Below are 14031 nucleotides of genomic sequence, written 5' to 3'. Positions count from 1 at the left end.
AATTATAAGGTGGTAACTTGATGTATAAGTATAAAAAAAGGAATCCTTTTTCAACCAAAGCATCTGTTGTATATGATGAAACTAATCAAGACATAGCTTATATTCGAAAAGTTTATAATAACCCAATACAAAGGTTAATCAGTATTTTAACGTTGTCGTTACGTTTTAGAAAATATGAAGTTCGTAATCATGAGGGTAATGTGATAATTAAAGCAAATGCTAAATCCATGATAGATAGTAAGCATTTTGCATTGGATTACTATCACGATAATACGCAACAAAAAGTATTGTTTGATAAAAAGAGTAGTGGAAGTAAAGATACGTATGGCATTATTAAACTCAATGATAGGATATTGAATATTTATGCCGATGAAAATCAAAATGCACATATTAAAGATGCGAAATTAGATACAGATATTGCAAGTTGGAAGCAAGTAGGAGACTATGCAGAAGTTCGAGCGGGCAAAGATTCATTTTTCCAAGAACATACTTTATTATGTATCGCTATGCTTCATATTTTTGCTGATAATCATGTTAGACATCAAAAAGCATGGTCATTGTTAGGACCACCTACAATATAAAATAGCAAAACCGGAAATGAATGTGCTTTTCATTTCCGGTTTTTTCTTATATATGAAACTAATGTGTTTCGCCTAAAGCTGCTTTTAAATCAGGTAAATGGTCGATAGTTTTAATAGCAGCGGTTAATCCTTGAACAATTGTATTTAAAGACATGGAAGGTGTGCCAGGTTTGTCAGTAACCTGCTCTGGTAAATAAGGGACATGGATAAATCCAAATAATAAATTAGGGTATTGTGTCGCATTTAAATATCCTAATTGATACAAGATATGATTACATACAAATGTTCCTGCAGTATTCGAAAGTTTGGCGGGGATTCCATTATTTTTTATACTTTCTGTCATACGTTTAACAGGTAAATTTGAGAAGTAAGCGGCAGCTCCATTTTTTCGTATAGGTATATCTATAGGTTGGTTCCCATCGTTATCTGCAATTCGCGCATCATCAATATTAATTCCAATACGTTCAGGCGTGATTTCTGCGCGTCCTCCAGCTTGCCCAATAGCAACGACAGCATCATAGTGCTCTGAGTTTAATTTTTGCTCAATGACCTCAATAGCTTTATGAAATACAGTAGGAATCTCTATTTTAGTGATGTCATGCTCCCCGATTTGAGAAGATAATTGTTTGACAGCCTCCCAAGAAGGATTCATTTCATTACCCTCAAACGGATCAAATCCAGTGACCAATATTTTCATAAAAATATCCCATCCAATCGACGTAGTTATTTTAATAAATCATAACATGAGTTAGTAATATTTATTAAAAATAAATCAGACAAAAAATTAGAACAACATCTTAAGAAACAGTTATAGTTTATAATTTTTGAAAATAGAAAAGTACTTTTCATTTAAAAACACATGTTGTTACGTAGTATTATAAATAAGCCAGTAAATGAATTTAACAATAGTTCATTTACTGGCTTTTATTTTGGACTTATGCCTTTGAAAAAATTTTATTAATTCTAACTCAATATTAATGTGACTAATTCTTCTGCGGTTACTTTACCGAAATAGAAGTTTAAATCAATATTGTTAAGACAATCGAGTAAATCACTTTTGACCATGCGAGTACCAATCAATTGGTCTTCTACATCCTTAATATCACCTTGACCGAAGAAATCACCAAAGATACTGCATCCTTCTATACGATTTCCGGCAATTGATAGAGAAATATCAATCGTGCCACATGCGAAGCGGTCGTTACGATTATATTCATAACGTGGAGAACGACCATAGTTCCATTCCCAATTATCATATTTTTCAGCTACTAATTGATCAATACCAGCCCAATCTTCATCTGTTAATTCATAACGTTTGGCATCTTTGATATCATCTATACCCATTAATTGCGTAATGATAAGATCTTTAAAGTCTTGAATCGTGATATTTTGATATTCTGGTGAAAGTGAGTCCCTTATGTTACCTACACGAGCGCGCACGGATTGAATACCTTTTGATTCAATCTTTTTACGATTAGGGTTAAGTGATTTAACCATTGCTTCATAATCAACATCTAATAGTAATGAATAGCCACCATAAATACGTTTGTTAATAACAGTCATTGCCGCACCAGAAACTTTTTTACCATTGAGTGCTAAATCATTACGTCCACTTTGAATAACATCAGTAGCACCTAAATTATGTAATGCTTCAATCGCTGGACGGTAAAATCTTTGAAAGTCTCCATAGATAGATGTGTCTTGTTCTAAAATACAACATACATTCACTGCGCCTTCATCTACGTAAACAGCGCCACCACCAGTATCTCTACGTACGACTTTAATATTATTATCATCAACATAGTCTTGGTTTAACTCAACAGCAGTATTTTGAAAACGTCCAATCTCTATTTTAGGTTTGCAATAATAAGGTAATAGAATGTCTTCATCTAAGAAAATGTTTTGGTTTACATATACTTGCATCGCAAGATTTACGGCGCCATCAGCAATGTATTCGCCGTTTCGAATAGGTTCAATTAAATACATATTTTTAGCTCCTAAGTTGTTAATTTTTGTTGTGCATCTGTAATTAATGTCGAAATATCTTCAGTTAAATGAATTGTTTTATCTTTAATTGTATTTGGAATGCGATAAGCCTTTTTATTTAAAGTCATGAAAATAGCGTCTGGGTTTTGACGTGTCATGCGTTGGAATGGATGTTTCACAAATTGAGGTGTCGTATAGCCGATACCAATTTCTAAATACAATACTTTACCCGTTTGATGTGCTTCAAGGAAAGCATTATAACGGTCTAGTTGTGCATGGAAATCTGCATCTTCTACCATGCCAACTTCTGCTTTACGTTTATTAATTTCCATAGGGGCATCACATTTAGGACAATGAGGAATAAGTTCCCAAGGAATTTTCATATCTTCTTGTTTGGCTACCATTTCACGAATGGCATCATCATCACGATAAGTCTGTGCATGGCAGTGTTGACTACATTGCCATAAAATATATTCACCTTGAATATGAAATACTTTATTTAAATCATAATTAGCTACGAGAAAAGCATTATCGGCGTTTGTTGTAATGATGTGGTAGTCTTTATCTTTTAATATATTTTTAAGTGCTACATAAGAAGCACCGACTGGTTGATCTAAATAATTGAGTTTGACAAAGCGACTTTCAAACGCCCAATATTCTTGCCAGCTACCATACGGATATAAACTGGCTTGAAGCATATCGAAGAAGTTATATTTTTCGATAAAATCAGGAAAATTAGACGTGAAACGTTCTCCAACATATGTAAAACCATCTGATGCGGACATACCCGCACCGATACCGATAACCACTGCATCGGCTTCATCGATGGCTTGTGCTAAAATGCTTGATTGTGATGCTTCGCTTTGAGCAAGTTGGAGCGCTTTCCAATTAGTTTGATTCATAATGACTAAGCGCCTCCTTATATAATGCATGGTCTTCATTAGTAAAGACGTTGAATACAACTTTTAACGATGACTGAGATTCTTTTAAATAATCTAAAACTGTTTCAATAGCAATATCACACGCTTCCTGTTGAGGAAAACCAAAAACACCGGTAGATATACAACAGAAAGCGATATGTTTCATGTCGTATTGGTCAGCTAATTTTAAACAATTAAGATAACTATTAGCCAGCAAATCTTTATTCATTTGAGAAACAGGCAATTTACGAACTTGAGGCCCAACTGTATGCAACACATACTGTGATGGAAGATTATAAGCAGACGTTATTTTGGCTTTGCCCATGCCTTCCTTACGACCTTGTTCTTCGATAATATCATGACATGCTAAACGAAGTTGAACACCTGCTTTAGTGTGAATGATATTGTCTATACAGTTATGATTTGCTTGCATACAGCCTAATAAACGACTGTTTGCAGCATTCACAATACCATCTACCTTAAGACGAGTAATGTCACCTTGCCATAAATAAATATTGTTTCCTAAAATAGGTGATAACTCATCGATGTTAACCGGATTTTCATTGTTTAAAGTGCTTAAATACGCGTCTTGTATCTTAAGGAATTCATCGTCAATTGGTTTAGGTGATCGTACATTTACTAATCCTCTAAATAATTCCCATTGGTCTTGTTCATTAGAAGGTATGTTTAAAGACTTATCACCATGTGCTTCTTGCCACAGATATTGAATGAGATAATGTAGTCGCTCTTGTTGTGTCTGTATCATTTATGCCTCTGGTAATGCATTGAATGCGTCTTCGTCAACATCTTCTAATTTAACTAACCAATTGTCTTCAGGTTTTTCAGAATTTAAGATAGCAGGTTCATCTTCTGCTTTAGTGTTACGCTCAACAATTGTTCCTGCAAGAGGTGATTGAACATCTAATACTGTTTTAGAAGCTTCAATACTTACAATTTCATCATTTTTCTCGACTTTATCTGGAGACATGAATTCTACATAACCAACAGTACCTACGTCATCTTGTAATTCTGGAGTCATATAGTACACGTATTGATTTCCTTCTTTTTCAACTTTGATATAATTTGCTAATTTAGCCATTTTGCATCTTCCTTTCAATATTTATAAATATGCTTGTGCTAGTAATTCGATAGTACGGCAACGATTATCAATACCTGGTAAAAGTGGAACAATTAACACTTCATCTGCATTAAAATCTTCAACCATTTTATCTAGTTTTGGTTTAACAGTATCAATTGTACCAGCTAATATCGAAGCATGTGTATCTTGTATTCGTGTTCGGTCACGGTCGGATAATTGATATGCTGCTGCTGTTTCAGGAGAAGGGAATTTGTCGAACTCTGAAAAGTTTTCCTTTCCTAATAACCAGACATCTAAAGCTTGTTGTAAGTTGTAAGCTTGTTCTTCTGTATCAGTAACGATAGTGAAAACAGTGATGATGACTCTTGGTTCCATTTGTAATGATGTTGTTTGAAAGTGATCATGGTACGTTTGAATACTTAACTTACTTGATTGAATAGCAGTTTCGTTAGGTAATAAAAATGTACCTAAGACAAAGCCCATACCTTGTTCTGCTGCCATCTTAGCTGAACGTTGACTCATAGCTAGTAACCACATATCTGAATGATGTGAAATTTGTGGTTGTGCAATAATAGATGGAAAACGTTGTTCCGCTGTTTGATCCGTTATATATTGTCTGATATCGATAATGCTTTGTTGATAATCTAGATAATCAGCTTTATCTTCATCCATAGCACGTTTGACTATAGGCGTCCCCACATTATTACCAATACCTAAGTCGACACGATTAGGATAAAAATTTTCTAACATACGAAAGTTTTCGGCCACTTTATAAGGACTATAGTGTGGAAGCATTACGCCACCAGACCCTAACTTAATATGTGATGTTTGTCCTAACAATTGCATGATTAATAGTTCTGGACTACTACATGCAAAGGCAGGCACATTGTGATGTTCTGTAATCCAAAAACGTTTGTAATTTAATTTATCAGCCAGTTTAGCTAATCGGACTGTATCATCTAAAGCTTGTTGTGCATTTTTTCCTTCATCAATCATTGCATAATCAAGAATACTTAGTTCCACCAAAGACTCATCTCCATCTTACTTCCGTTTTATATACCCATCCTTATTGTAACTGTCATTGCCCTAATTTGTTAAATTTTTGGATTAAAAAATAAAAAATAATTGTTAAAGTATATTCGTACTAAAAGCGCCATAGTTAAAATATAAAAATCATATTAATGGGTGACACAATTTCTTAAATTGATTATTGGGCATGTTAGTGATACGTTGAGTTTAATAAATGTGAACGAAAGAAGAGGATACGACATGGAAGATTACTCAGCATTGTTACAACCTATTCAATTACCTAATGGTTTACAACTTAACAATCGATTTGTTTTATCACCGATGACAACTAATTCATCAACGAAAGAAGGACATATCACCGATGAAGACTTACGATATGCTGAAAGACGTGCACATTCGGCAGCATTACAAGTGACGGGTGCTGCGTACATTGAACCTTATGGTCAACTATTTGAATATGGATTTAACATTCAGGATGATGCATGTATTCCAGGTTTGAAAAAAGTTGCTCAAGCAATGAAAAAAGAAGGCAACAAAGCAATTATACAATTAGCTCATGCAGGACGTTTTTCGAATCAAGCTATTCTTAATTACGGACAAGTATATGGTCCAAGTCCTATGACATTACATTCACCCATCAAACATGAAGTATTAGAAATGTCACAAGAAAAAATTCAAGAGGTCATTCAACAATATGCAGATGCGACTTCAAGAGCAATTCAAGTGGGCTTTGATGGTGTTGAAATTTCTATAGCACAACGATTGTTACTACAAACATTCCTTTCTACCTTTTCCAATCAACGTCATGATAAATATGGTGTAGATTCACTGGAAAACCGTACACGATTTTGTTTAGAAGTGATGTCAGCTGTGCAACAAGTGATAGATGAAGAAGCGCCTGAAGGTTTTATATTAGGTTATCGGGCTACTCCTGAAGAAACACGTGGTAGTGACTTAGGCTACACGGTAGATGAATTTAATCAACATCTAGACTGGGTAATGGAAGTTGCTGATATACAATATTTAGCTATCGCAAGTTGGGGACGTCATATATATCAAAATACGACACGTACACCTGGCGAGAACTTTGGACGACGTGTGAATCAAGTTGTCTATGAACATTTAAATGGTAGAATTCCTATGATTGCTAGTGGTGGTATTAATTCCGTTGAAACAGCTTTAGACGCATTACAAAATGCAGATATGGTAGGTATGTCATCACCATTTGTGACTGAGCCAGATTTTGTTAGTAAGTTAAAAGAAGGTCACCCTGAACAAATCAATTTACACGTACAACCGGAAGAATTCGATGCATTAGCGATACCACATGCTGCATTCAAAGATATAGTGAAAATGATGGATTATGGAGAAGGATTAAAAAAACAAACTCGCGATGAGCTTCGCAAATTAGAACAAAACTATGATGAATAATCTTACATGATGAGATGAAAAGGTATAAATATCGTAATCAAGTTATTTATACCTTTAAAAATGATAAAAAAGATATGTTTAATGAGAGTGAAGCATGCTATAATAACTTATGTCTTAATTGATAATAATTCTCATTTAAAATATAAGGAGTGACAAATGTGTCTATCAAGGTAAATAAATTTGATGGCAGTCTCGTATTAGCTGCGTGCTTTGCAGTGTTAACATATTGGATGTTCGCACAATCGTTTATCAATATAGGTTCTAGTGTGCAACAAACATTTGATACAACGGATGCAACTAAAAACTTATCTATCAGTCTAGTAGGCTTTGTAACTGGTATATTTATGGTTTGTGCAGGGGATGTTGCCGATAAAATAGGAAACTTAAGAATGACGAAATTAGGCCTATTATTTAGTATTATTGGTTGTTTAAGTCTGATTAGTACGCATATTACTGCGTTTTTAATTATTGGACGTGCATTTCAAGGTTTATCAGCGGCGATTTTATTACCGTCGACGATAGGGTTAGTTACAGATCATTTTAAAGGACAACAATTACGTAAAGCATATAGCTATTTAATGATTGCAACGGTAGGTGGTATAGGACTTACATCATATGTGGGTGGATGGTTATCTGGTCACTTAGGCTGGCAATCTATATTTATAGTTTCTATCGTGTTATCAATCATTGCTTTAATAATATTACGAAATAAACAAGAAGCACCTCGAGAAGAACGTAATCATCAACCATTTGATTATGTTGGTATGGTGTTGTTTGGCATATTTATCGCGGCATTGATGATTCTAATGACTCAAGGATATACATACGGCATTGGGAAATTCACAATCACACTTGTCGTTATTATTGTCATTGCATTATTAATATTTTATTTTTATGAAAAGAAAAAGACAGTACCGTTTATTGACTTTTCAATTATAAAAAATAAATCATTTTTAGGAGCAACGATTAATAACTTTGTTGTTAATACTGGTACAGGTACAACAGTTGTATTTAACGGCTATGCTCAACAACAACTTGGCTTAAACGAAGCACAAACGGGATTAGTCATCGTACCTTATACAATTATGGCGATACTGATGATTCGTTTCGGTGAGCTTGCGATTAAACGTTTCGGTGGTAAAAGTATGTTAATTGCCGGTCCACTATTCCCAACATTAGGAATCATTTTAATTAGTATGACGTTCTTTGTGCCACATTGGTATGTTGGAGTAGTAGTGGTAGCGTTTGTGATATGTGCCATTGGTAACGGCTTAGTTGCTACACCTGGTCTAACTGTTGCAGTATTTAATATGCCTGATGATAAAGTAAGTTTTGCCACTGGTTTATATAAAATGGGAGCAACGCTTGGTATGGCATTTGGTGTTGCAATTAACACCACAATCTTTACTGTTTGTTCGCAATTTTATCCAGTTGCCACTGCTGCATCGATTTCATTCTTAACAGGTGCAGTTATGATGGTATTAGGTGTTATTTCTGCGTTCATACTTATTCCAAAAAATGTAAAAGCATAATAACAAATAATAATAAATTAGGCAGTATTGATACAAATTAAAACGTATCAGTACTGCCTTTATATATGCTATATATTAATTTAAAGACGTTGTTGAAATGCCTTGTATGGGTTCATAAATGATTAAATCATGTTGATTTAAAAGATCTTCATTGAGCTGTAATTCTAAAATTTGATTAGATTGATAGTATTTGACGTACATCGTTTTAGTACTTAAATTAAATACAGTTTGATATAGCGTATAGTAAAAATCACTGCCTTTAGGACGCACAGCTCCTTTTGGAATGCTCACTGTGTCTAAAATTCTAAAAGCATCTAAGATAGGATTATCGTTTGGTGATGGTTTAAGATGACGTGTTAAATAAGCAGCACGGACAAATCTTTCAGTTGATGTATAACCACCAGGTAAGCCGTGTGTACCGCTTTCTGCTCCTAAAGGTTGTAATGTAGCTCCATTGGTTAATTGAGATTGTGGTTGATAAGGTGTGATATTAATATATTGTTTGAGATTCTCATAATGCCAATTTAAGTCTGGATGATTCGTTAATACGCCAATTGGATTATCACGAACTACCATACGTCCGTCTTCAAAAGTGATTTCTGCAGAACGTCCAGTTGCGTCGGATACATGATAATGAAGCGGTGGGACGTCATTAATATCATTAAGTGTTACGGCGACGACATTAACTTTGCTTGTATGTTGAATGAGTTCTTCAATCGTTTGATGATATCCAAGTACCCAAATTAATACATCATTTTGAGAAATATTAATATAATCGTCTAGTATTTCTGAAGCGTAGGTGCAATAATCTCTGTCGTATTGTGTAGAAATAGCAAGACCATGTTCATTCATGCCATCACCAAACATAAAGCCTTCCATGTCACTTCCTGTGCCTACAAAACCATATAAAGTAGTACCTTGATAATCAGCGCGAGACTCCCAAGTATAATGACGAGGCAGTATTGCTGGATGACCTGTTAAAGGCCAATCATAATCCATTGTTCGACCTAAAATAGTCTCATTTTGATAAGACTGAAACGTAAAACCAGTACACATTAAGCAAACCTCCACATCTTTTAATTGATAACTATTATCAATTATATTCTTGATAAACATTTAATTCAATGAACTTGCAAAATAAAAAAGGACCACATTTTTTTTAATGGGTCCAATCAATAATTATTTATGCGTGAGCGTGTTCTGGTACGTCTTTAAAGTTTTCTAAACGACGATTCCATTCTTCATCACTAATGTCATGAGTTGCTACATAACGGTTACGTTCATGTTTAGCGCAATCATATGAACAAGCGCCTAAATATTTTTCTTCGTTTTCTTCTGAAACAAGAATTTGTTTATTACATTCTGGATTTGCACAATTAATGTAACGTTCACAAGGTGTGCCATCAAAATGTTCTTTACCGACAACCGTTTTTTCAACTTGGTTAACATCTACACTAATACGTTCATCGAAAACGTACATTTTGCCATCCCAATATTGGCCTTTAGTTTCAGGATCTTTACCGTAAGTAGCGATACCGCCATGTAATTGACCTACGTTTTCAAAGCCTTCTTTAACTAACCAACCAGAGAATTTTTCGCAACGAATACCACCAGTACAATATGTCACGATGTTTTTACCATCTAATTGATCTTTGTTTTCACGAATCCAATCTGGTAAGTCTCTGAAACGTGTAATATCTGGACGTACTGCACCACGGAAGTGTCCTAAATCAAATTCATAGTCATTTCTAGCATCTAAGATGACTGTATTTTCATCTTCAAGTGCTTCTTTAAATTCTTTAGGTGAGTAATATTTACCAGTTGTTTCACGTGGATCTACATCGTCTTCTAAATCAAGTGCAACGATTTCTTTTCTAGGACGTACGTGCATTTTTTTGAAAGCATGACCTTCAGCTTCATCAACTTTGAATGTCATATCTTTAAAACGTTCGTCTGCATGCATATGTTCCATATATTTATCAGTATCTTCTTTTGTACCTGATAATGTACCGTTAATACCTTCTGTAGATACTAAAATACGACCTTTTAAGTTATTGTTTTTACAAAACTCTAAATGTTCAGCTGCAAAAGTTTCGGGGTCATCAATAGTTGTATATTTATAATATAAAAGTACTCTATAATCCATTCTTATTCTCCTCTAAATATTAATCTAATTATTTCTACATCATATATGATTATTTATCATTTGTTTCGTTAATGTCTGTGCATTTTTTTATACCATTATAATATTGTACCAAAATTAGCAAATGATTCAATATCTCAGCTTATAAATTAAAAATGATTATGTATTATTTTATATATTAAATTTTAAAATGAGTTAGCCATTCAATGACTTTAAAAATAATTTCAGATAAAATAGGAGTGATTAATATTAAAGAAAGAAGGGGTATGGATATGGAACAAAATGGATTACCAACATTAAAATATGAAGGAAAATCAGCAAGTGTCGCACCGATTGTTTCTGAAAGTGAACTTCAAACAATTACGGCTGAACCATGGGTAGAAATTTCCGATAAAGGACTACAACTTGAAGGACTACAGTTTGATCGTGATGGTCAATTATTTTTACTAGATGTTTTTAAAGGTAATATTTTTAAAGTAAATCCCGAATCTAAAGAAGTAACACCTCCATTCCAATCAGAAAAAGACAATCCAGCAGCAATTAAAATTCATAAAGATGGTCGCTTGTTTATTTGTTATTTAGGTGATTTCAAATCAACTGGCGGAATATTTGCTACTACTGAAAAAGGGGAACAGTTTGAAGAAATTATTGCTGAATTAACTACTGAATATTGTATTGATGATATGGTGTTTGATAGTAAAGGTGGATTTTATTTTACAGATTTTAGAGGGTATTCAACTAATCCTCAAGGCGGTGTATATTACGTATCACCAGATTTTCAACATGTAACACCTGTGATACAAAATATTAGTGTTGCTAATGGTATTGCTTTAAGTACTGACGAGCGCACTCTTTGGGTAACTGAAACAACTACTAATCGTCTACATCGAATAGACTTAGAAGAAGATGGAGTGACGATTGCACCATTTGGCGCGACGATTCCATATTATTTCACAGGTCATGAAGGACCAGACTCATGTTGTATAGATAGTGATGATAATTTATATGTAGCAATGTATGGGCAAGGTAGAGTATTAGTATTTAATAAAAAAGGCTATCCGATTGGACAAATATTAATGCCAGGTCGAGATGAAGGTCATATGTTACGTTCTACACACCCTCAATTTATCCCTGGTACAAATCAATTAATCATATGTGCGAATGATATAGAAATGGGTGGCGGTTCTATGTTGTATACAGTTAATGGATTCGCAAAAGGCCATGACAGTTATCAATTTCAATAAGAAAATAGATTAAGTTAACGGGTGAAAAATATGTATGAAGACTATGAAAAATTAGATTTTGTTGATTTAATAAGTGAGCGCCATAGCCATTTAAGAGGGATAGTTGAAGACTTAACGAATCAAGAAATAACTGATAGCAAATTATCAAGTTCTGAGTGGTACGTTATTTTTAGAATTTATAAAAAGCAATTAAGTTTTGTAGAATTAAATCAATCAGTGAATTTATCACGTCAAGCCATTCATAAAGTTGTAAATAAATTACAAGATAAAGAAATAGCTGTTATAAAAGATGTAGAAGGTAATAAAAAAGAGAAAAGTGTACAGCTCACAAAATATGGAGAAAAATGTTATGAACAGTATTTAAAAATTAATCAACAATTAGAATCGCATATTGAAAAACAACTTGGTACTGAAAATATGAAAACCTTAAAGAAACTTTTAAGTGAAGATTGGAACTTAAAGGAGTTTAAAAATAACTGAATATATCTTTTGTTAATTAAACTGTTGAATTTACACAGATTGTAGTTCAACAGTTATTTTATGCCTTATTTTTGTCAACTAAGTTGACAAAATTGAAACGCATTTGCTAAAGTTAGTGCTAATGCTTTAAAAAAAGAATGTTATAAGGGAAGAGGTATAGAATGACGACTCAAGTAAAAGTAAAAAGTCCCAAAATGTTTGCTTTTGTATTAATGATAGGTGGATTTATGGGAATGTTTAGTGAAACAGCATTAAACATGGCATTAACAAATGTAATGAGCGATTACCATGTTAGTGCTGTTTTAGCCCAATGGTTGACTACAGGATATTTATTAACGATGGCATGTATGGTACCCGTATCTGTCTATTTAACTAAATGGTTTAGCACAAAAAATTGATAATATCAGGTATCATATTATCTCTTATAGGGGTTGTAATTGCTGCAATAGCACCTGCATTTTCCTTTTTACTATTAGGTCGTATTGTCCAAGCGTTAGGTACTGGAATTATTCTGCCGTTAATGGTTACAGTGTTAATGCTTATATTCCCCATTGAAAAAAGAGGGGTAGTTATGGGGATTATGGGACTTGTAATGACTGCAGGACCAGCTTTAGGACCAACTATTGCTGGTATCATCATTTCATCTCTTAGTTGGCACTATATTTTTTGGATTAGTGCAGTATTATATGTCGTTATTTTAATTATAGCTATCAATAAAGTAGAGAATGTTTCAGAAATTACGAAACCGAAAATTGATATATTATCTATTATTTTATCGACAATTGGATTTTCTGGAATAATTTTTGGATTAAATATGATGGCAGAACAACCATTCATGAATATAGTTGTTTGGGGACCGTTGTTGATTGGTATTCTTGCATTAATAGTCTTTGTTAGACGTCAATTTACACTTAAATCTCCAATGTTAAATTTAAGAGTATTTAAATATGGCATGTTTAATTTAGGGGCTCTTATGGTTTTTCTTGTTATATTATGTATTCTAGGATCAGGTATTATTCTACCGATATATATCAAGGGATCGTTAATGTTTAGCGCTATTATGGCAGGCCTTATCTTATTACCAGGCAATATTATGAATTTAATTTTGTCCCCTATAATAGGTCAATTATTTGATAAATTTGGGGCGAAAATATTTGGTATATTTGGTTTTGTTATTTTATTTATTTCTATGTTAATCTTCGCTTTTACCATATCAGCGCATACACCAGTTTGGGTGATTATCTGTAATTTCATGTTAATGTTTATAGGAATAACAATGATTATGATGCCTGCTCAAACAAATGCACTAAATCAGTTACCAAAAGAATTATACCCGGATGGTTCTGCAACGATTACTACATTAATACAAGTGGCTGGTTCAGCTGGTACCACAATTGCTATTACAATATATACTATTGCAATGAAACATTTTTCAGAAACTCATGAAAAAATATCAGAAACAATATTAATAGCACATGGAGCAGAAAAAGCATTCTGGTATTTAGTAGTCTTAGCATTCATTGGTTTAATTTGTTCATTATTTGTTAAAAAGCCAAAGGTAGATAATTAAGAAAAATAAGTATTAA

The 14031-nt window shown here is 33.5% G+C and carries 13 protein-coding genes and 1 pseudogene; 6 read left to right on the top strand and 8 right to left on the bottom strand.

Annotated elements, in window-relative coordinates; genetic code table 11:
• Positions 1-20 precede the first annotated feature (20 nt).
• Positions 21-581: a tubby C-terminal domain-like protein gene (locus Q4528_RS01695; RefSeq protein WP_046467200.1), complete on the top strand. Its 561-nt coding sequence runs from the start codon at positions 21-23 to the stop codon at positions 579-581.
• Positions 582-639: 58 nt separating this feature from the next.
• Here the strand turns inward: Q4528_RS01695 and pcp are convergent, their stop codons facing one another.
• The 6 genes from pcp to Q4528_RS01665 all read right to left on the bottom strand — a co-directional run bounded on the left by pcp (position 640) and on the right by Q4528_RS01665 (position 5612).
• On the bottom strand, positions 640-1278 hold the full coding sequence (gene pcp / locus Q4528_RS01690; protein WP_046467199.1) for a pyroglutamyl-peptidase I: 639 nt from the start codon (positions 1276-1278) through the stop codon (positions 640-642).
• 266 nt (positions 1279-1544) lie between these two features.
• On the bottom strand, positions 1545-2567 hold the full coding sequence (gene lplA, locus Q4528_RS01685) for a lipoate--protein ligase (protein WP_070452902.1): 1023 nt from the start codon (positions 2565-2567) through the stop codon (positions 1545-1547).
• 11 nt (positions 2568-2578) lie between these two features.
• Positions 2579-3469, bottom strand: a complete 891-nt coding sequence (locus tag Q4528_RS01680; RefSeq protein WP_017637293.1) for an SIR2 family NAD-dependent protein deacylase — start codon at positions 3467-3469, stop codon at positions 2579-2581.
• Positions 3456-4253, bottom strand: coding sequence for a protein-ADP-ribose hydrolase (locus tag Q4528_RS01675; RefSeq protein WP_046467197.1), 798 nt, complete (start codon positions 4251-4253; stop codon positions 3456-3458). The genes Q4528_RS01680 and Q4528_RS01675 overlap by 14 nt, the downstream gene beginning before the upstream one ends.
• Entirely contained in the window at positions 4254-4586 is a 333-nt protein-coding gene (locus tag Q4528_RS01670) for a glycine cleavage system H family protein (protein ID WP_029056213.1), read from the bottom strand.
• A gap of 21 nt (positions 4587-4607) precedes the next feature.
• Positions 4608-5612, bottom strand: coding sequence for an LLM class flavin-dependent oxidoreductase (locus Q4528_RS01665; protein ID WP_046467196.1), 1005 nt, complete (start codon positions 5610-5612; stop codon positions 4608-4610).
• A 243-nt stretch (positions 5613-5855) separates the two neighbouring features.
• On the opposite strand from Q4528_RS01665, the gene Q4528_RS01660 reads away from it, so the two are divergent.
• Positions 5856-7046: an NADH-dependent flavin oxidoreductase gene (locus Q4528_RS01660; RefSeq protein ID WP_303520297.1), complete on the top strand. Its 1191-nt coding sequence runs from the start codon at positions 5856-5858 to the stop codon at positions 7044-7046.
• A 158-nt stretch (positions 7047-7204) separates the two neighbouring features.
• Positions 7205-8578, top strand: a complete 1374-nt coding sequence (locus Q4528_RS01655; protein ID WP_017637288.1) for an MFS transporter — start codon at positions 7205-7207, stop codon at positions 8576-8578.
• A 75-nt stretch (positions 8579-8653) separates the two neighbouring features.
• Here Q4528_RS01655 and Q4528_RS01650 read toward each other — a convergent pair whose 3' ends face one another.
• Together Q4528_RS01650 and trhO are read right to left on the bottom strand one after the other, a co-directional pair.
• Complete coding sequence (locus tag Q4528_RS01650) at positions 8654-9634, bottom strand: choloylglycine hydrolase family protein (protein WP_046467194.1); 981 nt, start codon at positions 9632-9634, stop codon at positions 8654-8656.
• A gap of 127 nt (positions 9635-9761) precedes the next feature.
• Positions 9762-10724 carry an oxygen-dependent tRNA uridine(34) hydroxylase TrhO gene (gene trhO, locus Q4528_RS01645; protein WP_029056208.1) on the bottom strand — a complete coding sequence of 321 codons (963 nt, stop codon included), beginning with the start codon at positions 10722-10724 and terminating at the stop codon, positions 9762-9764.
• A gap of 269 nt (positions 10725-10993) precedes the next feature.
• Between trhO and Q4528_RS01640 the strand changes: the two genes are divergently transcribed.
• From Q4528_RS01640 to Q4528_RS01630, 3 genes and pseudogenes are all read left to right on the top strand, one after another.
• Complete coding sequence (locus Q4528_RS01640; protein WP_046467393.1) at positions 10994-11965, top strand: SMP-30/gluconolactonase/LRE family protein; 972 nt, start codon at positions 10994-10996, stop codon at positions 11963-11965.
• 30 nt (positions 11966-11995) lie between these two features.
• Positions 11996-12445 (top strand): MarR family winged helix-turn-helix transcriptional regulator, encoded by a 450-nt coding sequence (locus Q4528_RS01635; protein WP_017637285.1) that lies wholly within the window; start codon positions 11996-11998, stop codon positions 12443-12445.
• 161 nt (positions 12446-12606) lie between these two features.
• Positions 12607-14015 (top strand): annotated as a pseudogene (locus tag Q4528_RS01630) (DHA2 family efflux MFS transporter permease subunit).
• Positions 14016-14031: the final 16 nt, after the last annotated feature.

The sequence above is a fragment of the Staphylococcus pasteuri genome, from assembly GCF_030547725.1.
Classification (GTDB): Bacteria; Bacillota; Bacilli; order Staphylococcales; family Staphylococcaceae; genus Staphylococcus; species Staphylococcus pasteuri.
The sequence above is the reverse complement of the archived record's forward strand: the minus strand, read 5'-3'. Positions and strand labels throughout refer to the sequence as shown.